The sequence below is a fragment of the Acidovorax sp. K2F genome (assembly GCF_025246485.1).
Classification (GTDB): domain Bacteria; phylum Pseudomonadota; class Gammaproteobacteria; order Burkholderiales; family Burkholderiaceae_C; genus Acidovorax; species Acidovorax delafieldii.
Map to the genome: position 1 here is coordinate 55517 of NZ_JAOBSQ010000052.1, position 18731 is coordinate 74247.

10 protein-coding genes and 1 pseudogene are annotated in these 18731 nt (G+C 66.5%); 5 read left to right on the plus strand and 6 right to left on the minus strand.

The genetic code is table 11. The features are described 5' to 3' along the window. Positions 1-72 precede the first annotated feature (72 nt). Positions 73-5946: an excinuclease ABC subunit UvrA gene (gene uvrA, locus N4G42_RS20810; RefSeq protein ID WP_260668556.1), complete on the minus strand. Its 5874-nt coding sequence runs from the start codon at positions 5944-5946 to the stop codon at positions 73-75. Positions 5947-6156: 210 nt separating this feature from the next. On the opposite strand from uvrA, the gene N4G42_RS20815 reads away from it, so the two are divergent. Together N4G42_RS20815 and N4G42_RS20820 are read left to right on the plus strand one after the other, a co-directional pair. Then, complete coding sequence (locus N4G42_RS20815) at positions 6157-7275, plus strand: ABC transporter substrate-binding protein (RefSeq protein WP_260668557.1); 1119 nt, start codon at positions 6157-6159, stop codon at positions 7273-7275. Positions 7276-7365: 90 nt separating this feature from the next. After that, on the plus strand, positions 7366-8484 hold the full coding sequence (locus N4G42_RS20820) for an ABC transporter substrate-binding protein (RefSeq protein ID WP_260668558.1): 1119 nt from the start codon (positions 7366-7368) through the stop codon (positions 8482-8484). A 90-nt stretch (positions 8485-8574) separates the two neighbouring features. On the opposite strand, the gene N4G42_RS20825 is transcribed toward N4G42_RS20820, so the two are convergent. The 5 genes from N4G42_RS20825 to N4G42_RS20845 all read right to left on the minus strand — a co-directional run bounded on the left by N4G42_RS20825 (position 8575) and on the right by N4G42_RS20845 (position 12468). Next, positions 8575-8766 (minus strand): hypothetical protein, encoded by a 192-nt coding sequence (locus tag N4G42_RS20825; RefSeq protein ID WP_260668559.1) that lies wholly within the window; start codon positions 8764-8766, stop codon positions 8575-8577. A 149-nt stretch (positions 8767-8915) separates the two neighbouring features. Continuing rightward, the gene (locus N4G42_RS20830) at positions 8916-10577 is read right to left on the minus strand and encodes an MFS transporter (protein ID WP_260668560.1); all 1662 of its coding nucleotides are present in this window, start codon (positions 10575-10577) and stop codon (positions 8916-8918) included. Between the two features lie 444 nt (positions 10578-11021). Beyond that, complete coding sequence (locus N4G42_RS20835; protein ID WP_260668561.1) at positions 11022-11675, minus strand: 2-hydroxychromene-2-carboxylate isomerase; 654 nt, start codon at positions 11673-11675, stop codon at positions 11022-11024. Further along, entirely contained in the window at positions 11672-11938 is a 267-nt protein-coding gene (locus tag N4G42_RS20840; protein ID WP_260668562.1) for a DUF1289 domain-containing protein, read from the minus strand. The genes N4G42_RS20835 and N4G42_RS20840 overlap by 4 nt, the downstream gene beginning before the upstream one ends. Further along, positions 11935-12468 carry a YbaK/EbsC family protein gene (locus N4G42_RS20845; RefSeq protein WP_260668563.1) on the minus strand — a complete coding sequence of 178 codons (534 nt, stop codon included), beginning with the start codon at positions 12466-12468 and terminating at the stop codon, positions 11935-11937. The genes N4G42_RS20840 and N4G42_RS20845 overlap by 4 nt, the downstream gene beginning before the upstream one ends. A 213-nt stretch (positions 12469-12681) precedes the next feature. Here N4G42_RS20845 and N4G42_RS20850 point away from each other — a divergent pair, with 213 nt between their 5' ends. The 3 genes and pseudogenes from N4G42_RS20850 to N4G42_RS20860 all read left to right on the plus strand — a co-directional run bounded on the left by N4G42_RS20850 (position 12682) and on the right by N4G42_RS20860 (position 18703). Further along, a complete protein-coding gene (locus tag N4G42_RS20850) occupies positions 12682-14025 on the plus strand; it encodes an efflux RND transporter periplasmic adaptor subunit (RefSeq protein WP_260668564.1) in 1344 nt (447 codons plus the stop codon). A gap of 75 nt (positions 14026-14100) precedes the next feature. Then, positions 14101-17234, plus strand: a pseudogene (locus N4G42_RS20855) (efflux RND transporter permease subunit). Next, the gene (locus tag N4G42_RS20860; protein ID WP_313771924.1) at positions 17231-18703 is read left to right on the plus strand and encodes an efflux transporter outer membrane subunit; all 1473 of its coding nucleotides are present in this window, start codon (positions 17231-17233) and stop codon (positions 18701-18703) included. The pseudogene N4G42_RS20855 and the gene N4G42_RS20860 overlap by 4 nt, the downstream one beginning before the upstream one ends. The last annotated feature ends 28 nt before the right edge of the window (positions 18704-18731 follow it).

Below are 18731 nucleotides of genomic sequence, written 5' to 3' on the forward strand. Positions count from 1 at the left end.
AGGACAGAGGCCGACAGCGCTGTGCGCCAACCACCAGGCTGGCCCAGCCTCCTGCCGTCAGCCCTGCACGCCTCAGCGGGCCAGCACGGGCGCGAGGGCCTTGCCGGTGTGGGTACCCGCCGCCACCACGTCTTCGGGCGTGGCCGCCGCCACGATGCGACCGCCTGCGCCACCACCCTCGGGCCCCAGGTCCAGAATCCAGTCGGCTTCGGCGATCACGTCGAGGTCGTGTTCGATCACGATCACGCTGTGGCCGCCGTCCACCAGGCGGTGCAGCACGCGGATGAGCTTGTCCACGTCGGCCATGTGCAGCCCCACGGTGGGCTCGTCCAGCACATACAGCGTGTGTGGTGCCTTCTGGCCCCGGCGACCGACCTCGTCGCGCACCTTGGTCAGCTCGGTGACCAGCTTGATGCGCTGCGCCTCGCCACCGCTGAGCGTGGGTGACGGCTGGCCCAGCGTGAGGTAGCCCAGGCCCACGTCCTGCAAGAGCTGCAGCGGATGCGCAATGCTGGGCATGGTGGCGAAGAAGCCCACCGCCTCGTCCACCTCCATCTGCAGCACGTCACCGATGCTCTTGCCGCGCCAGGTCACGGCCAGCGTTTCGGGGTTGAAGCGCGCGCCGTGACAGGTCTCGCAGGGCACCTTCACATCGGGCAAGAAGCTCATCTCGATGGTGCGCACGCCCGCGCCTTCGCAGCTGGGGCAGCGGCCTTCGCCGGTGTTGAAGCTGAAGCGCCCGGCCGCGTAGCCGCGGGCCTTGGCCTCCAGCGTTTCGGCAAACAGCTTGCGGATGGTGTCCCAGAAGCCGATGTAGGTGGCGGGGCACGAACGCGGCGTTTTGCCAATGGGCGTCTGGTCCACTTCGAGCACGCGGTCGATGCTCTCGAAGCCTGACAGGCCTGCGCAACCCACCAAAGGCGGCGCCTTGCCTGCATCCATGGCATCGCGCCCGGCTTTGGTACTGCGCTGCTGCACCCAGGCCTGCACGTTGGCCAGCAGCACATCGCGCGCCAAGGTGGACTTGCCCGAGCCACTCACGCCCGTCACCGCCACCAGGCGGTGCAGCGGCACGGTGGCCGTCACGTTCTGCAGGTTGTGCAACTGCGCGCCATGCACCGTGAGCCAGCGCATGGCAGCGCGCTCCTTGGCTTCATTGAGGGCGTCAGCGGCCAGCGATGCAGCCTGCGCCGCACGCTTCTTGACGGCGGCGCTTTGGCGGCCCGTGGGCGCTGCCGCCTCGGCATGGGCAAAGGCCGCCGTGGCCTCGGCACTCACCTCGCCGGGCGCCATGCTGCGGCGCAGCTGCAGCGGATGCTTCATCGCGTGCAGCAAGTAGCGGCCGGTTTGGGAATCTTCGGCGCCCGTGATGTCGGCCACGCTGCCCTGCGCCACCAGGCGCCCGCCGCGTTTGCCGGCGCTGGGGCCGATGTCGATGATGTGGTCGGCACGGCGGATGGTGTCTTCGTCGTGCTCCACCACTACCAGCGTGTTGCCCTTGTCACCCAGCTTGTGCAGAGCGTTGAGCAAAATCTGGTTGTCGCGCGCATGCAGGCCGATGGTGGGCTCGTCGAGCACGTAGCACACGCCCTGCAGGTTGCTGCCCAGCTGCGCGGCCAGGCGGATGCGCTGGGCCTCGCCACCGCTCAGGGTGGGCGCGCCCCGGTCCAGCGTGAGGTAGCCCAGGCCCACTTCTTCCAGAAATTCGAGGCGGCTCTGGATCTCGGGTACCAGGTCGCGGGCAATGTCGGCCTCGCGCTGGGTCATGCCGCCTTCAATGCGCAGGGTCTCGATCCAGCGGCGCACATCGGTCACCGACAGCGCGGCGATGTCAGTGATGCCTACACCGGCAAATCGGACCGCTCTTGCTGTGGCATTCAGCCGCGTACCGCTGCAGGTCGGGCAGGCCGTGTCGGCCAGATCTTCCACCTCGGGCTCGGCAAAGGTCTGCTCGCGGCCTTTTTCTTTGTCGTCCTGCACCGAGTCGTCAAACACCTTGCGCTGGTCTTTGGTGAGCTTGACGCCCGTGCCCACGCAGTCGGGGCACCAGCCGTGTTTGCTGTTGTAGGAGAACAGGCGCGGGTCCAGCTCGGCATAGCTCGTCGCGCACACGGGGCAGGCGCGCTTGGTGGAGAACGCCTGCATCGTGCCAATACCCGCCGTGGGCTGGCCGCCCTCCATGGCTTCGCGCAGACCTGTGATGCCTGAGAGAACATGCACCACGCCCTTGCCGTGCGTGAGCGCATCGGCCAGCGCGGTGCGCAGCGCCGCCTCGTTCTCGGGCGACACATCGAGGCTGGCCACGGGCAGCTCGATGGTATGTTCCTTGAAGCGATCGATGCGCGGGAAGTTGGTGGTGGGCAAGAAGTTGCCGTCCACCCGCAGATGCGTATAGCCGCGCGGGCGGGCCCAGTCGGCCAGCTCGGTGTACACGCCCTTGCGGTTCATCACCAGCGGCGCGAGCAGGCCGATGTGCTGCCCACGGAACTGGGTGAGCAACTGCGCGGCAATGCTCTCGGGCGTTTGCGGCTGCACGGCGGCGCCGTCCTTGGTGCAATGCTGCGTGCCGAGCTTGACGTACAAGAGGCGCAGGAAGTGCCACACCTCGGTGGTGGTACCCACGGTGGACTTGCGCCCGCCGCGCGACAGGCGCTGCTCGATGGCGACGGTGGGCGGAATGCCGTAGACCGCGTCCACCTCGGGCCGACCGGCGGGCTGCACGATGCTGCGGGCATAGGCGTTGAGCGATTCCAGATAGCGGCGCTGGCCTTCGTTGAACAGGATGTCGAACGCGAGCGTGGACTTGCCCGAGCCGCTCACGCCCGTCACCACATTGAACTTGCCGCGCGGAATGTCCACGCTCAGGTTCTTAAGGTTGTGTTCCTTCGCGTTGACAATTTCAATGGCGTTTTTGGCCGCAGGCGCTTGATGAATATGCGCAAGACGCTCTGATTTTCGTAGCGCAGCAGCCTTTTCATGCACCGAATGGCCGCCCACGCCCAAAGCCAATTCGTAGTCGCGCAGGGCCTGCCCGGTGTGGGATGTGGCGTGCGCTCGCACGTCTTCGGGCGTTCCTTCGGCCACGATGAGGCCGCCCGCATCACCGCCTTCGGGGCCCAGGTCGATGAGCCAGTCGCTGGCGCGGATCACGTCCAGGTTGTGCTCGATGACGATGAGCGAGTGCCCCGCATCGATGAGCTTGCGCAGCGCGCGCATGAGCTTGGCGATGTCGTCAAAGTGCAGGCCCGTGGTGGGCTCGTCGAACAGGAACAGCGTGCCCTTGCGCGTCACAGCCTGACGCGATTTGGCGGCCGTTTTCGCCGCCTCGGCCAGGAAGCCTGCCAGCTTAAGGCGCTGCGCTTCACCGCCGGACAAGGTGGGCACGGGCTGGCCCAGCGCCACGTATTCGAGCCCCACGTCCACGATGGGCTGCAGCGCGCGGATCACGTCGCGGTCGTTGGCAAACACCGCCGCCGCCTCGGCCACGGTGAGCGCCAGCACATCGGCCACGTTCAGCGTCTTCCCGCCGCGCTCGATGGTGATTTCCAGGATCTCGGGCCGGTAGCGCTTGCCGTCGCAGTCCGGGCAACGCAGGTACACGTCGCTCAGGAACTGCATCTCCACATGTTCGAAGCCCGAGCCGCCGCAGGTCGGGCAGCGCCCGTCGCCGCTGTTGAAGCTGAACTTGGCAGCGGTGTAGCTGCGTTGTTTGGACAGCGGCGCCACGGCGAAGAGTTCGCGGATGCTGTCCCACGCGCCCACATAGCTCACGGGGTTGGAGCGCGCGGTCTTGCCGATGGGCGACTGGTCCACAAACACCACGTCCGACAAATGGTCCGCGCCCAGCATGCGGTCGTGCGCGCCGGGCGCGTCGGTGGCTTTGCCGAAGTGACGCAGCAGCGCCGGGGCCAACACGTCCTGGATCAGACTGGACTTGCCCGAGCCACTCACGCCCGTCACGGTGACCAGGCGCTGCAGCGGGAATTCGACCGTCACATCCTTCAGGTTGTGTTCGCGTGCACCTTCCAGGATGAGGCGTGGGGTTGACTCCGTCACCATGCGCTTGAAGCCAAAGCCCACATGCTTGCGGCCGCCCAAGTAGGCGCCCGTCAGGGTGTCAGCCTTGCGCAAGTCGGCGGTGGTGCCGTCAAACACGATCTGCCCGCCCAGGCGGCCGGGGCCGGGGCCCATGTCGATCATGCGGTCGGCCGCGAGCATCACGGCCGGGTCGTGCTCCACCACAACCAGGGTGTTGCCCGCGTCGCGCAGGCGCAGCATGGCCTCGGTGATGCGGTGCATGTCGCGCGGGTGCAGGCCGATGCTGGGCTCGTCCAGCACAAACAACGTGTTGACCAGGCTGGTGCCCAGAGCCGTGGTGAGATTGATGCGCTGCACCTCGCCGCCGCTCAGAGTACGGCTTTGCCGGTCGAGCGTGAGGTAGCCAATGCCCACGTCGCACAGGTACTGCAGGCGTGTGGTGATTTCTTCGTGCAGCAGCTTCAGCGCCTGGGCATCACCGCCTTTGGCATCGTCGCCCACGGGCAACTGCATGCGCGCAAAGAACTGGCGGAGGCGGTCAATGGGCAGGAGCATCAGGTCATGCAGGCACAGGCCGGGCAAGGCCTCCAATTGCTCACGCGACCATTGCACGCCCTCGGGCATGAAGCGTTTTCCGGGCTCCAGCACCGCGTCGGCGTCTTCCTTGCGGCCGATGCGCCAGAGCAGGCTTTCGGTCTTGAGGCGCGCCCCCGCGCAGGTGGGGCACGGCGTGTAGCTGCGGTACTTGGACAAGAGCACGCGGATGTGCATCTTGTAGGCCTTGCTCTCCAGGTATTCAAAGAAGCGCTTGATGCCGTACCACTGCTTGCTCCACTGCCCGTCCTTGTAGCCCGGCGCGCCGTTGATGACCCATTTCTTCTGGTCGTCGGTGAGCTTGTACCAGGGCGTGTCGCGCGGGATGCCTGCGGCCTCGGCGTGGCGCATGAGGTCGTCCTGCGCCTCTTGCCATGCGGGGGTCTGGATGGTCTTGATGGCGCCCGCGCGCAGCGTGAGCTTGTCGTTGGGGATGACGAGGCCGTAGTCCACCCCGATCACGCGGCCAAAGCCCCGGCAGCTCTCGCACGCGCCCACGGCGGAGTTGAACGAGAACATCGAGGGGATGGGGTCGCTGTAGCGCAAGTCGCTGTCCGGACAATGCAGGCCTGTCGAAAATCTCCACAACTCGGGCTCGCCCTCATCCACCAGCCGGTACACATTCAGCCGCCCTGTTCCGCGCTTCAGTGCCACCTCAATGGCCTCGATCACACGTGCCTTCTCGGCGTTGCCCAGGCGGAAGCGGTCGGCCACCACGTCCAGCACCTTGCGCGGACCGGTGGGCGTGCCCACCTCGCGCTCGGCCTGCACCTTGGTGAAGCCGCTGGCGGACAGCCACTGCTCGACCTGTTCGGCGGAGGTGCCCCCAGGCAGTTCCACAGGGAATGTCAGCACGATGCGCGGGTCGCCTGCCTCGGCACTGCGACGCTGCAGCTCCGCGTAAATGGTCTCTGGCGAGTCGTGCCGCACCGGCTGCGCGGTCTGCTTGTCAAAGAGCTGGCCCGCACGCGCGAACAACAGCTTGAGGTGGTCGTTCAGCTCCGTCATCGTGCCCACGGTGGAGCGGCTGGAGCGCACGGGGTTGGTCTGGTCGATGGCAATCGCGGGAGGCACACCCTCGACCTTGTCCACAGCCGGTTTGTCCATGCGGTCGAGGAACTGGCGCGCGTAGGCGCTGAAGGTCTCCACGTACCGGCGCTGGCCTTCGGCATACAACGTGTCGAACACCAGGCTGGATTTGCCCGAACCGCTCGGCCCCGTCACCACCGTGAGTTCGCCGGTTCGGATGTCCAGGTCCAGGTTCTTGAGGTTGTGCTGGCGTGCGCCACGGATACGGATCTGTCCCTGGGTCATGGAGGCGGTCTTTCTGGGGTGAGGCGGGACATTCTAGGGACGCACTCCGGGTTTGCGCGTGCGCCCGTCGATTACCCCCGAGGCGCACTGCGGTGCTTTTGACCATGGACAAAGCACGCGCAATGGAGCAGCGGCTAGGGAAAAGCGTGTGTTCTGGCCGGGAACATGCGGCTAGACTGCGGCCTCCACACAAAACAAGAGGAGACCGCCATGACAAAACAATGGCAACTGCGGGCGGCGGGCTTGGTCCTGGCGCTGGCGGCCAGTGCAGCCAGCCATGCCCAGATCCTGATCGGCCAGACGGCAGGTTTCAGCGGCCAGGTCGCCGCCGGGGTGAAGGAGACCACCGACGGCGCACTGCTTTACATCGATGCCATCAACGCCAAAGGCGGTGTCAACGGCCAGAAAATCGAGCTGATCTCCCTGGACGACAAATTCGACCCCAAGCTGGCCGCGGAAAACGCCCGCACGCTGATCGAGGACAAGAACGTCTTGGCCCTGTTCCTCAACCGGGGCACCCCGCACACTGAGGCCATCCTGCCCCTGCTGGACAAACACGGCGTGGTGCTGGTGGCGCCGTCCACGGGTGCCATGGTGCTGCACCAGCCGGTGCGCAAATACATCTTCAACGTGCGCGCCACCTACCAGCGCGAGGCCGAAAAGGCGATCACCCACCTGGCCTCCATGGGCATCACCCGCGTGGCGCTGGTGTATGCGGACGACAGCTTTGGCGCCGACGGCATCCAGGGCGCACAAAAGGGCCTGGCAGCCGCCAAGCTGACCGCCGTGGTGTCCGAAAAGTTCGACCGCGCCAAGCCCGACTTCGCCCCCATTGCCGCCAAGGTGGCCAAGGCCGACGCGCAGGCGGTGTTGATGGTGGCCTCGGGCTCTGCGGTGGTGGACGCCACCAACGCGCTGCGCACGGCGGGCTCGGCCGCACAGATCGTGACGCTATCCAACAACGCCTCCAGCGGCTTCATCAAGAGCCTGGGTGCCAACGCACGCGGCGTGATCGTGACCCAGGTGTTCCCCAACGAGCGGGCCGTGACCTACCCGATGGTGAAGGAAGCCCAGGAACTGGCCAAGACCAAGGGACTCACCGAAATCAGCCCCGCCATGCTCGAAGGCTTTGCCGCCGCCAAGGTACTGGTCGAAGGCCTCAAGCGCGCAGGCCCCAAGCCCACCCGCGACAAGATCCAGACCGCGCTAGAAAGCATCAAGAAGCTGGACCTGGGCGGGCTGGAGGTGAACTTCAGCCCCGAGGACCACACCGGACTGGACTTTGCCGACCTGTCCATCATCGGCACGGACGGGCGCTTCCGCCGCTGAGCGGCCGCGCACCGGGTCTACGCGTTTTTACAGTTGTCCCGCGCGGGAGCATGCCTACACTCGGGCGCTCTACACGCAGGAGACAACCCCATGAAGAAAACTGGCCTGGCCGGTGCGCTCTGCGCCCTGGCCGCCGCCCTGGGCATCGGTTCCGCCCACGCACAGATCCTGATCGGCCAGACGGTAGGCATCACCGGATCGGCCGCCGCCACGGTGGCCGAATCCATGCAGGGCGCCGCCCTCTACATCGACCACATCAACGCCAAGGGCGGCGTGGGCGGGCAGAAGGTGGAGGTGCTGTCGCTGGACGACAAGTTCGACCCCAAGCTGACCCTGGACAACACCCGCACGCTGATTGAACAAAAGGGCGTGATCGGCCTGTTCATGACCCGTGGCACGCCCCACACGCAAGGCATCATCCCGGTGCTGGAGCAGCATGGCGTGCCGCTGGTGGGCCCGTCCACTGGAGCGATTGCGCTGCACCAGCCGGTGAGCAAATACGTGTTCAACGTGCGTGCGCCCTACCAGCGCGAGGTGACCAAGGCCATTTCGCACCTGCACACGCTGGGCATCCAGCGCATTGGCGTGGTACATGTGGACGACACGTTTGGCGCAGACGGCCTGGCGGGCGCCCAGGCCGGCTTCAAGGCCAACAACATCGAGGCGCTGTTCATCGAGAAGTTTGACCGCGCCAAGCCCGACTACAGCGCCATCGCACCCCGCGTGGCCGGCAAGCAGCCCCAGGCCGTGATTTTCATCGGCACGGGAGCGGCGGTGGTCGATGGCATCAAGGCCTTGCGCGCTGCGGGCGTTGCCGGCCAGATCGTCACGCTGTCGAACAACGCGTCGGGCGGGTTTGTGAAGGCCCTGGGCGACCAGGCCCGGGGCGTGGTGGTGACGCAGGTGTTCCCGTCGGAGCGCTCGCTCAACTACCCCGTGGTCAAGGAGGCCATGGACTTGGCCAAGGCCAAGAACATCGGCGACCTGACGCCCGCCATGCTGGAGGGTTTTGTGAGCGCCAAGGTGCTGATGGAAGGCCTGAAACGCGCGGGCGCCAAGCCCGACAGCGCCAAACTCCACATGGGGTTGGAAAGTATCAAGAAGTGGGATCTGGGCGGCATGGAGCTGAGCTACAGCCCTACCGACCACAGCGGGCTGGACTTCTCCGACCTGTCCATCATCGGCACGGACGGCCGCTTCAAGCGCTGACACGGCTCAAGCTTCCGAGCCGCAGGACACTACAAAAAAAGGCCCTGCCAGCGATTGCTGGCAGGGCCTTTGTCATGCCGGGCAATGCGCTTATTGCGCGCTGGCGGCCGAGGCAGGAGCCGCAGCGGGTGCAGGTGCCGCTGCGCTGGCCGGTGCCTCCGGCGCGTGCACCGCATCGGCACCGTGCTTTTCACCGCCCATGTCGGCCTTGTCGCCCGCCGTGATGATCACGTACATCGACAAAGCGGCAAACAAGACGAAGCCAACAACAATCTTCCACATATCAATATCTCCTGGGATGGGTTTGTTCAATCAAGGGGCCTGGCTGAACGCGCAAGGTTGTGGGTTGTACTGGTGCGCGGTACAAGCCCCTTGATGGAACACAGGGCCCAGCCCTTGCGGGGCGGGCCCTGTACACCGGTCAGTAACGATCAGTCGTTGGCGTAGATGTCAACGTCCTTGGTTTCCTTGATGAACAGACCACCGATCACCACCGTAGCACCGGCGATGATGATGGGGTACCACAGGCCGTTGTACATGTTGCCGGTCTGGGCCACGATGGCAAACGCCGTGGTGGGCAGCAGGCCGCCGAACCAGCCGTTACCGATGTGGTACGGCAGGGACATGGACGTGTAGCGGATGCGGGTGGGGAACATTTCGACCAGCATGGCGGCGATGGGGCCGTACACCATGGTCACCAGCAGCACCAGATAGGTCAGGATGATGGTGACCATCACCTTGTCGATGCGGGCTGGGTCAGCCTTGGTGGGGTAGCCAGCAGCCTTCAGGTCGTCGGCCACGAGCTTCTTGAACTCGGCGTCCTTCTTCTTGGCTTCGTCAGCGCTCAGGCCCTTGCTGGAGTACGAGGGGATCGCGGTTTCGCCAATCTTGATGGTCGCCACCGTGCCAGCGGGTGCCACAGCGTTTTCATAGCTCACCGAAGCGCCCGCCAGCACCTGCTTGGCGATGTCGCACGAGCTGGTGAACTTGGTGGTCCCTGTGGGGTTGAACTGGAACGAGCATTCGGCGGGGTCGGCGGTGATCACCACCTTGTTCTTGGCCTGGGCTTCAGCCAGAGCGGGGTTGGCCGCCTTGGTCAGTGCACCGAACACGGGGAAGTACGTCAGCGCGGCCAGCAGGCAGCCTGCCAGGATGATGGGCTTGCGGCCGATCTTGTCGGACAGGGCACCGAACACGATGAAGAACGGCGTGCCGATCAGCAGCGACACGGCCACAAAGATGTTGGCGGTGGCGCCATCGACCTTCAGCGCTTGCGTCAGGAAGAACAGCGCATAGAACTGGCCCGAGTACCACACCACGGCCTGGCCGGCGGTCAGGCCCACCAGTGCCAGGATCACGATCTTGAGGTTCTTCCACTCACCGAAGGATTCCTTCAGCGGAGCCTTGGAGGTCTTGCCTTCGGCCTTCATCTTCTGGAAGGCCGGCGATTCGTTCATCGACAAACGGATCCAGACGGAGATGGCCAGCAGCAGGATCGACACGATGAACGGAACACGCCAGCCCCAGTCGGCAAAGGCTTCTTCGCCCAGCGCGGTGCGGGTGCCCAGGATCACCATCAGCGACAGGAACAGACCCAGCGTGGCAGTGGTCTGGATCCAGGCCGTGTAGGCGCCGCGCTTGCCGTGTGGAGCGTGCTCGGCCACATAGGTGGCAGCACCGCCGTACTCACCGCCCAGTGCCAGGCCTTGCAGCAGACGCAGGGCAATCAGGATGACGGGAGCGGCCACACCGATGGACGCGTAGGTCGGCAAGATGCCCACGATGAAGGTGGACAGGCCCATGATCAGGATGGTGACCAGGAACGTGTACTTGCGGCCGATCATGTCGCCCAGGCGGCCGAAGAAGATGGCGCCGAAGGGACGAACAATGAAGCCCGCCGCAAACGCCAGCAGCGCGAAGATGAACGCCGAACCGGCATCCAGACCGCTGAAGAACTGCTTGGCGATGATGGCTGCGAGCGAGCCGTACAGGTAAAAGTCGTACCACTCGAAAACGGTGCCGAGCGACGAGGCGAAGATGACCTTCCTCTCTTCGGGCGACATCGGCCGCGGTGCGGGATGAACAGTTGCCATGGTGTGTGTCTCCTATTGGTGTTACAGACCGCACTGCGGCGGGCTTTGGGAACGTGTTCGCGGTCTTTTCGAGGTCGCGCAAGTGCCTTGCCGGGATGGGGTGCAAGGCGCGGTGCGCAGCCAATAGCTCGGCTATTGGCAAGCGCCGCAACGCCGCAGACCGCCCGGCAAAACACTTGCCCGAAGGGTTGGAGCGAAATCGGGCGATTGGGCGCCTCGACTGCTTGCATGGGCATGAGCCCATGCGGCGCATCCGAGGCATCCACTCATCCCGATTGCGCTCCAACGCGGCCCCGAAAAGACCGCGAACACGTTCCCTTGCATTCTTGGAGATGGCACTGACCACCCTCTGACGCGAAACCAACAAGAGCTTTCATCAAACTGACCGCTCTCTGACAACTTAGGGTGAAACCCGCAGCACCCCTTTCAGCATCCGGAAATTGTTCAGCGCTTGCCGGGTAAACCCGATGGGAGCTGGCTGACGGCGTCCCAAGCCGGTCCGTCAAACCAGGCGTCGCCATCAAGGTAGGCACGCAGCATGGGCAGGCCGTCGAGCCCCCAGAACAGCTTGCCGTCCACGCCGAACGCGGGCACACCAAACACACCGGCGGCCTGCGCAGCTTCGGTGTTGGCGCGCAGTAAGGCCTTGGGGCCGTCGCTGTTCACGTCCTGTCCGGGGCGCATCTGTTCCGCCAACGCCTCGGCCAGCGCGGCCAGACGCGCAGGGTCGAGCGCGTCACCACCGCCCTGCCACACGTGACGCAGCACCGTGCCCGCCACGTAGCGGTTGATGCTGCCGTCTTCGCTGCAGGCCAGGGCCTGGCGCAGCAGGGGCAGCGGGTTGAACGGGTGGCGCGCTGGCATCTGCAGCGGGGTGCCCTGCGCATGGCCCAGCCAGGTCACGTGGCGGTAGGTCCAGTCACGTTTGGGGGCAATGCCCGCAGGGCCGGGGTTGCCGTGCTGCTGCAGCAGGGCACCCAGCAGCACGGGCTGGTACGTCACGCTGTAGGTCAGCCCTTCCAGCACCTCGGGCAAGCGCTCAAACGCCAGCCACGCATAGGGCGAAATGAAATCCAGGTAGAACGTGATGCGCTTCATGCTTCGGTCTCCGGCACGGGCCAGGCAATGCCCGCACGCTGCAACAGCTGCGCCCAGATGGCGCGCCGCTGCGGGGCGTCGGCGCGCGACCAGGCACGGATTTCATCCAGCGTGCGAAAGCAGCCTTCACAGTGGCTGCGGTCGGGCGTCATGCGGCACACCGAGATGCAGGGTGAAGGTACCGGCTCGGTGCTTTGGGGGTCCAATTGGCCGGTAGCGCTAGTGTCTTTTGCCTTGGCAGCTAGCAAATCAATAGCATTCATGCGGCCACCTGGGGCGCAGGGGTGTCCGCCACAGGCGCTTGCACCACGTCCACCACGGGAGCGCCCGTCAGGCGCTGCAGGTCGCTGGGGTGCAGGGGGAACACGCCATGCGGGTGGCCCGCTGCGGCCCACACCACGTCAAAGCGCAGCAGGTCCTGGTCGATGAGTGTGACGGGCGGCGTTGCATGCGCCACGGGCGACACGCCGCCAATCGAAAAGCCGGTGCGCGATTTCACAAACTCGGCATCGGCCCGCCCGATCTTGCCGCCCACATGGGCTTCCACCTTTTTCTCGTCCACGCGGCGGTCGCCCGATGTGACCACCAGCACCGCTGCATCGTCGCTCTTGCGCCGGAAGATGATGCTCTTGGCCACCTGCCCCACCAGGATGCCCAGCGCATCAGCGGCCTGCTGCGCAGTGCGCGCGGCATCGTCCAGCATCTGCGGCAGGTGCGGGTGGCCGAGCCGCTGCAGCTCGGCAGCCACACGCTGTACGCCCTCGGGCAGGTTATTCAGTTCGGCTCCACACATGCGCATCGGTCTCCAGCGGGCCCCCATGGGGGCGTGATTCGGTCGGGTCTCCCTCCATTTTGCCGCGCGCCAGGGCCTGCCTGGCGCCCTGCCCCGCATGTCCCTGCACGGCGCTCCGGCACCCGGGCCAAATCAGGCCACTTTACAAACAGGAAATGTGCGCCCTCCACAATGCGCCGAACTTTCCACCCCCACGCCCCAAGCCCCACGCCCATGAACGATGCCGCGTTGTCCCTGCTGTGCCCGAGCCTGTCTGCGCCGTCCCCTGCCGATCCCGTGTCAGGCCGCGCCGCCCGCACCGCCCTGGGGGCCTTGCCGTCCCGGGGAGCGTTGCTGGGGCTGCTGCTGATCGCAGGCATCCTGGCCGGCTGCAGCAAACCCAACGAGGCCCCTGCACCGGCCAAGGCCGCCCCTGAAGTGGGCGTGGTCACGCTCAAGCAGCAAAGCCAGCAGCTCGAAGCCGCGCTGCCGGGCCGCACCCGCGCCTCGCTCACGGCCGAAGTCCGGCCCCAGGTGTCGGGCATCCTGCAAAAGCGTCTGTTCACCGAAGGCGCGCTGGTGCGCCAGGGCCAGCCGCTGTACCAGATCGACGACGCCTCGCTGCGCGCCACCGAGGCCAGCGCGCAGGCCGCCCTGGCCAAGGCCGAGGCCACCGCGCGCACCCAGGAGGCCGCGGCCAAGCGCAATGCGGAGCTGGTGAAGATCGACGCCATCAGCCAGCAGGCGTTTGAAGAAAGCCAGGCCGCCGCCGCCCAGTCGCGCTCCGACGTGGCCGTGGCCCAGGCCAACCTGGCCACGGCGCGCATCAACCTCAAATACAGCCGCATCGAAGCCCCGATCAGCGGCCGCATCAGCCTGTCCAACGTCACGCCGGGGGCGCTGGTCACAGCCAACCAGACCGACGCGTTGACCTCCATCGTCCAGCTCGACCCGATGTACGTGGACTTCACCCAGTCCACCACCGAGCTGATGCAGCTGCAGCGGGACTGGGACGCGGGCCGCTTCCAGAAGGTGGAGGGTGACAAGATCCCGGTGCGCATCCGCCTGGACGACGGCACCGAGTACGCACAGCGCGGCCAGCTGCAGTTTGCGGGCGTGATCGTGAACGCCACCACCGGCACCGTCACGCTGCGCGCCGTGGTGCCCAACCCCAAAGGCACGCTGATGCCCGGTATGTACGTACAGGCGCTGCTGCCCACCGGCCTCGCGCCCGAAGCCCTGCTGGTGCCCCAGCAGGCTGTGACCCGCGACCTCACCGGCAAGCCCAGCGTGCTGGTGGTCAAGGACGGTGATGTGGTGGAAAAGCGCCCGATCAGCATCGACCGTGCAGTGGGCAACCAGTGGCTACTTCAAGGCGGGCTGGCTGCAGGCGAGCGCGTGGTGGTCGAGGGCTTCCAGCGCGTCAAACCCGGCGACAAGGTGCGCGCGGTAGAGGTGGACCCGAAGGCCCCCGCCAAGGGCCGCAAGGGCGCCCCTGGCGCTGACGCACCCGCCGCAGCAGGTGCCGCGCCCGCGTCGGCCCCCGCTTCAAATCCCGCTCCGGCAGCCTCCCGCTGAGCACGAAGGACGCAGCACATGGCTCAGTTCTTCATCAACCGGCCCATCTTTGCGTGGGTCATCGCCATCATCATCATGCTGGGCGGCGCGCTGTCCATCGTCACGCTGCCGCTGGAGCAGTACCCCGACATCGCTCCGCCGCGCGTGACCATCGGCTCGCAATACACCGGCGCCTCGGCCGAGACGGTTGAAAACTCGGTGACGCAGATCATCGAGCAGCAGCTCAAGGGCATCGACAACATGCTCTACATGAGCTCGACCTCGGACGCCTCGGGCCGCTCGCGCACCACCCTCACCTTCGCGCCCGGCACCAACATCGACGTGGCGCAGGTGCAGGTGCAGAACAAGCTGCAGGCCGCCACCAACCGCTTGCCCGACGCCGTCAAGAGCCGGGGCGTGTTCGTGAACAAGGGCGGGCAGGACTTCCTGGTCACCTACAGCTTCTTCTCCAAAGACCCGTCGATGAGCGCCGTGGACATCGGCGACTTCCTGACCAGCAGCTTGGTGGATGTGATCGGCCGCATCGACGGTGTGGGTGACGTGACCGTGTTCGGCACCAACTACGCCATGCGCATCTGGATGGACCCGGCCAAGATGGAGAAGTACGCGCTGATGCCGTCGGACCTGGTCAACGCGCTCAACGCCCAGAACGCCCAGGTGTCTGCCGGCCAGCTGGGCGCCCTGCCGGCGGTGTCCGACCAGCAGCTCAGCGCCACCATCACGGCCCGCACCAAGCTCAAGACGGTGGAGCAGTTCGAGGCCATCGTGCTCAAGTCGGCACTCGACGGCTCGGTGGTCACCATCAAGGACGTGGCCCGTGTGGAGCTGGGCGCCGAGAACCTGACCGTGAAGGCCAAACTCAACGGCATGCCCGGCGCGGGCATGGGCATCGTGCTGGCCGACGGCGCCAACGCCATGCAGGTGGCCGACGCCATCGCCGCCAAGCTTGCCGAGCTCAAGCCCTACTTCCCCAACCAGATCGACTACTTCGTGAGCTCGGACTCCACGCCCTTCGTGCGCGCCTCCATCAAGGAAGTGGTGAGCGCGCTGGGCGAGGCCATGATCCTGGTGGTGATCGTGATGTTCGTGTTTTTGCAGAACTTCCGCGCCACGCTGATCCCCGCCATCGCCGTGCCAGTGGTGCTGCTGGGCACCTTTGGGGTGCTGTCGCTCGCGGGCTATTCGATCAACACGCTGACCATGTTTGCCATGGTGCTGGCGATTGGCCTGCTGGTGGACGATGCGATCGTGGTGGTTGAAAACGTCGAGCGGGTGATGCACGAGACCGGCCAATCGGCCAAAGAGGCCACCCGCCAGTCCATGCGCGAGATCACGCCCGCCCTGGTGGGCATCGGCGTCACGCTGTCGGCGGTATTTGTGCCGATGGCGTTCTTTGGCGGCTCCACCGGCGTGATCTACCGGCAGTTCTCGATCACCATCGTGGCGGCCATGGCGCTGTCGGTGTTTGTGGCGCTGACCCTCACCCCGGCGCTGTGCGCCACGCTGCTCAAGCCCGCAGCCGCATCGGCTGGGCATGACCGGCCCATTCGGCGCGGCCTGCTGGGCCTGAACGACCGGTTCTTCCGCTGGTTCAACCACCATTTCGAGGCCACTGCGGCACGCTACCAGGGCACGGTGGCCTACACCCTGCGCCGCACCAAGCGCATGGCGCTGATCTTTCTGGCGGTGTGTGGCGTGGTGTGGCTGCTCATGGCGCGCCTGCCCACCTCCTTCCTGCCCGAGACGAAGACCAGGGCTTTCTGTATGTGAACGTGAACCTGCCCTCGGGCGCCGCCGATGCGCGGCTGCAGAGCGTGCTGGACCAGGTGCGCGACTACTTTGCACAGCAACCCGATGTGCTGAGCTTCTACCAGGTCTCGGGCATCAACGGCGACCAGGCCTCGGCACGCGGCTTTGTGCGCCTCAAGCCCTGGGAAGACCGCACCCTGCCCAACCAGGCGGCCGCGCAGATTGCCTACAAGGCCACGCGCGACCTCGCATCCATCCGTGATGCGCGGGTGCTGGTCGTCATGCCGCCGGCCGTGCGGGGCCTGGGCTCCAGCTCGGGCTTCAACTTCGTGATCAAGGACATGAACGGGCTGGGCCACCAGGCGCTGCTGGCGGCCACCAACACCTTCCTGACCGAAGCGCGCAAACGGCCCGAGCTGACCAACCTGCGCATGACCAATCTGGAGGACGCCAGCGAGCTGCGCCTGGAGATCGATGACCGCAAGGCCGCTGCGCTGGGGCTGTCGTACAACGACATCAACAGCGTGCTCTCCAGCGCCATTGGCGGCACCTACGTGAACGACTTCCTGAACAACGAGCGGGTCAAGCGCGTGTACATACAGGGCGACGCCCCAGCACGCATGCTGCCGCAAGACGTGGCGCGCTGGAGCGTGCGCAACAGCAAGGGCGAGATGGTGCCGTTTGGCGCGTTCTCCACCAGCTACTGGGCCTACGGCTCGCCGCAGCTGCTGCGCTACAACGGCAACCCTGCCTACGAGCTGGAAGGCCGCGCGGCACCGGGCGTGAGCTCGGGCGCCGCCATGAAGATCGTGGAAGACATCCTGCGCACGCTGCCGCCCGGCATCGGCTACGAGTGGACGGGCGCCTCGCTGCAAGAGCGCCAGTCTGGCGCCCAGGCGCCCATGCTGTACGCAATCTCGATCCTGTTCGTGTTCCTGTGCCTGGCCGCCCTGTACGAGAGCTGGACCGTGCCGCTGTCGGTGATCCTGGCCGTGCCGCTGGGCGTGGTGGGCGCGCTTGCGGCCACTTACACCCGGGGCCTGACCAACGACGTGTACTTTCAGGTGGGGCTGCTGACCACCGTGGGGCTGGCGTCCAAAAACGCGATCCTGATCGTCGAGTTTGCGGTGCAGCTGCAGGAGCAGGGCAAGAACCTGTTTGACGCCATCGTGGCCGCCGTGCGCCTGCGCCTGCGGCCCATCCTGATGACGTCGCTGGCCTTTGGCTTCGGGGTGATCCCGCTGGCCATCGGTACCGGCGCGGGTGCAGGCGGGCGGGTGGCCATCGGCACCGCCGTGCTGGGCGGCATGCTGGCGTCCACCGTGCTGGGCATCTTCCTGGTGCCGGTGTTCTTCCTGCTGATTCGCCGCTGGTTCAAGAGCCGGTCGCGCAGCGAGGACAACGCCCCGCCGCCCCCAGCCACCACCCCACCGCACCCCACACAGGAGAGCGCAGCATGACGCGCCCACCCTTGTCGCCAGGCCGCGAGCGTCGGCCCACTACCCTTGCCGCCATGACGGCCGCCCTGGCCGCTGCTGCACTGCTCGCGGGCTGCAACCTGGCTCCCATCCACCAGACCCCTGCCCTGCCTGTGCCCGACACCGTGGGCACAACCGGCGGACAACACGCCGTAGCCAGCGACGCCAGCGTGGAAGCGGCCGCTGCGCTGGGCTGGGTGCAGGCCCAGCCGTTGCGTGATGTCATTGCCCTGGCGCTGTCCAACAACCGAGACCTGCGCGTAGCCATCGAGGCCATCGAGCGGGCCCGTGCCCAGTACGGCATCACCCGGGCCGACCTGTTGCCCAGCGTCACCGCGCAGGCGCAAGCCAGCCGCGCACGCACCGCCGCCGGCATGAGCAGCGCCACCGCGCCCGCACAAGTGGCTACGCAGTACACAGCCCAACTGGGCTTTGCCAGCTACGAAATCGACTTCTGGGGCCGCGTGCGCAACCTGAACGAGGCGGCGCTGCAGCAGTTTCTGCAGAGCCAGCAGAACCAGCGCAACATCCAGACGGGCCTGATTGCCGATGTGGCCAACGCCTGGCTCACCCTGGCCGCCGACGAAGCACGGCTGCAACTGGCACGCGACACCCTGGCCAGCCGCGAGAAGGCCTATGCGCTGACCGAACGCATCCACGCCATCGGCTCCACATCGGGGCTGGTGCTGGCCCAGGCACAGACCACGGTAGACGCTGCACGCGGCGATGTCGCGACCTATCTGGCCCAGGTGGAGCGCGACCGCAACGCCCTGCAACTGCTGGTGGGCGGCCCAGTGCCTGCGGCCCTCTGGCCCACCGCCAGCACGCTGCGTGCCGACGCGCAGGCCCCGGCGGCCTTGCAGCCCGTGCCGGTGCCACTGGCCTCCAGCGTGCTGCTCGCCCGGCCCGACATACAGGCTGCCGAAGCCGCCCTGCGCGCCGCCGAGGCGAACATCGGCGCTGCGCGGGCGGCCCTGTTCCCCACCATCAGCCTCACGGCCAACGTAGGCACCGGCAGCCGTGAGCTGGACGGCCTGTTTGGCGCAGGCAGCGGCACCTGGAGCTTTGTGCCGCTGGTCCGTCTGCCCATCTTCGACGCTGGCCGCAACCGCGCCAACGTGCAGGTGGCCGAGGCCAACCAGCGTATCGCAGTGGCCCAGTACGAGAAGGCCGTGCAGACCGCGTTCCGCGAGACCGCCGATGTGCTGGCCGACCGCGCGCAGTGGGACGAGCGCATTGCAGCGCAGACGCGGCTGGTGGCCGCCACCCAGAAAGCGTTCGACCTGTCGGAGGCGCGTTTCAAGGCCGGGGTGGACAACTACCTCACGGTGCTGGATGCGCAGCGCAGCCTGTATGCGGCGCAGCAGACCCTCATCGGCCTGCGCCAGGCCGAGCAGGTCAATCGCGTGACGCTCTGGAAAGTGCTGGGCGGCACCCCGGACGCCGGTTGACGGCGGCCGGGTGCAGATGGATCAATAG

Excerpts from the sequence above, each read along its gene's own strand:
- uvrA (WP_260668556.1), bottom strand. The coding sequence starts at position 5,946 with ATGACCCAGGGACAGATCCGTATCCGTGGCGCACGCCAGCACAACCTC.
- N4G42_RS20815 (WP_260668557.1), top strand. The coding sequence starts at position 6,157 with ATGACAAAACAATGGCAACTGCGGGCGGCGGGCTTGGTCCTGGCGCTG.
- N4G42_RS20820 (WP_260668558.1), top strand. The coding sequence starts at position 7,366 with ATGAAGAAAACTGGCCTGGCCGGTGCGCTCTGCGCCCTGGCCGCCGCC.
- N4G42_RS20825 (WP_260668559.1), bottom strand. The coding sequence starts at position 8,766 with ATGTGGAAGATTGTTGTTGGCTTCGTCTTGTTTGCCGCTTTGTCGATG.
- N4G42_RS20830 (WP_260668560.1), bottom strand. The coding sequence starts at position 10,577 with ATGGCAACTGTTCATCCCGCACCGCGGCCGATGTCGCCCGAAGAGAGG.
- N4G42_RS20835 (WP_260668561.1), bottom strand. The coding sequence starts at position 11,675 with ATGAAGCGCATCACGTTCTACCTGGATTTCATTTCGCCCTATGCGTGG.
- N4G42_RS20840 (WP_260668562.1), bottom strand. The coding sequence starts at position 11,938 with ATGAATGCTATTGATTTGCTAGCTGCCAAGGCAAAAGACACTAGCGCT.
- N4G42_RS20845 (WP_260668563.1), bottom strand. The coding sequence starts at position 12,468 with ATGTGTGGAGCCGAACTGAATAACCTGCCCGAGGGCGTACAGCGTGTG.
- N4G42_RS20850 (WP_260668564.1), top strand. The coding sequence starts at position 12,682 with ATGAACGATGCCGCGTTGTCCCTGCTGTGCCCGAGCCTGTCTGCGCCG.
- N4G42_RS20860 (WP_313771924.1), top strand. The coding sequence starts at position 17,231 with ATGACGCGCCCACCCTTGTCGCCAGGCCGCGAGCGTCGGCCCACTACC.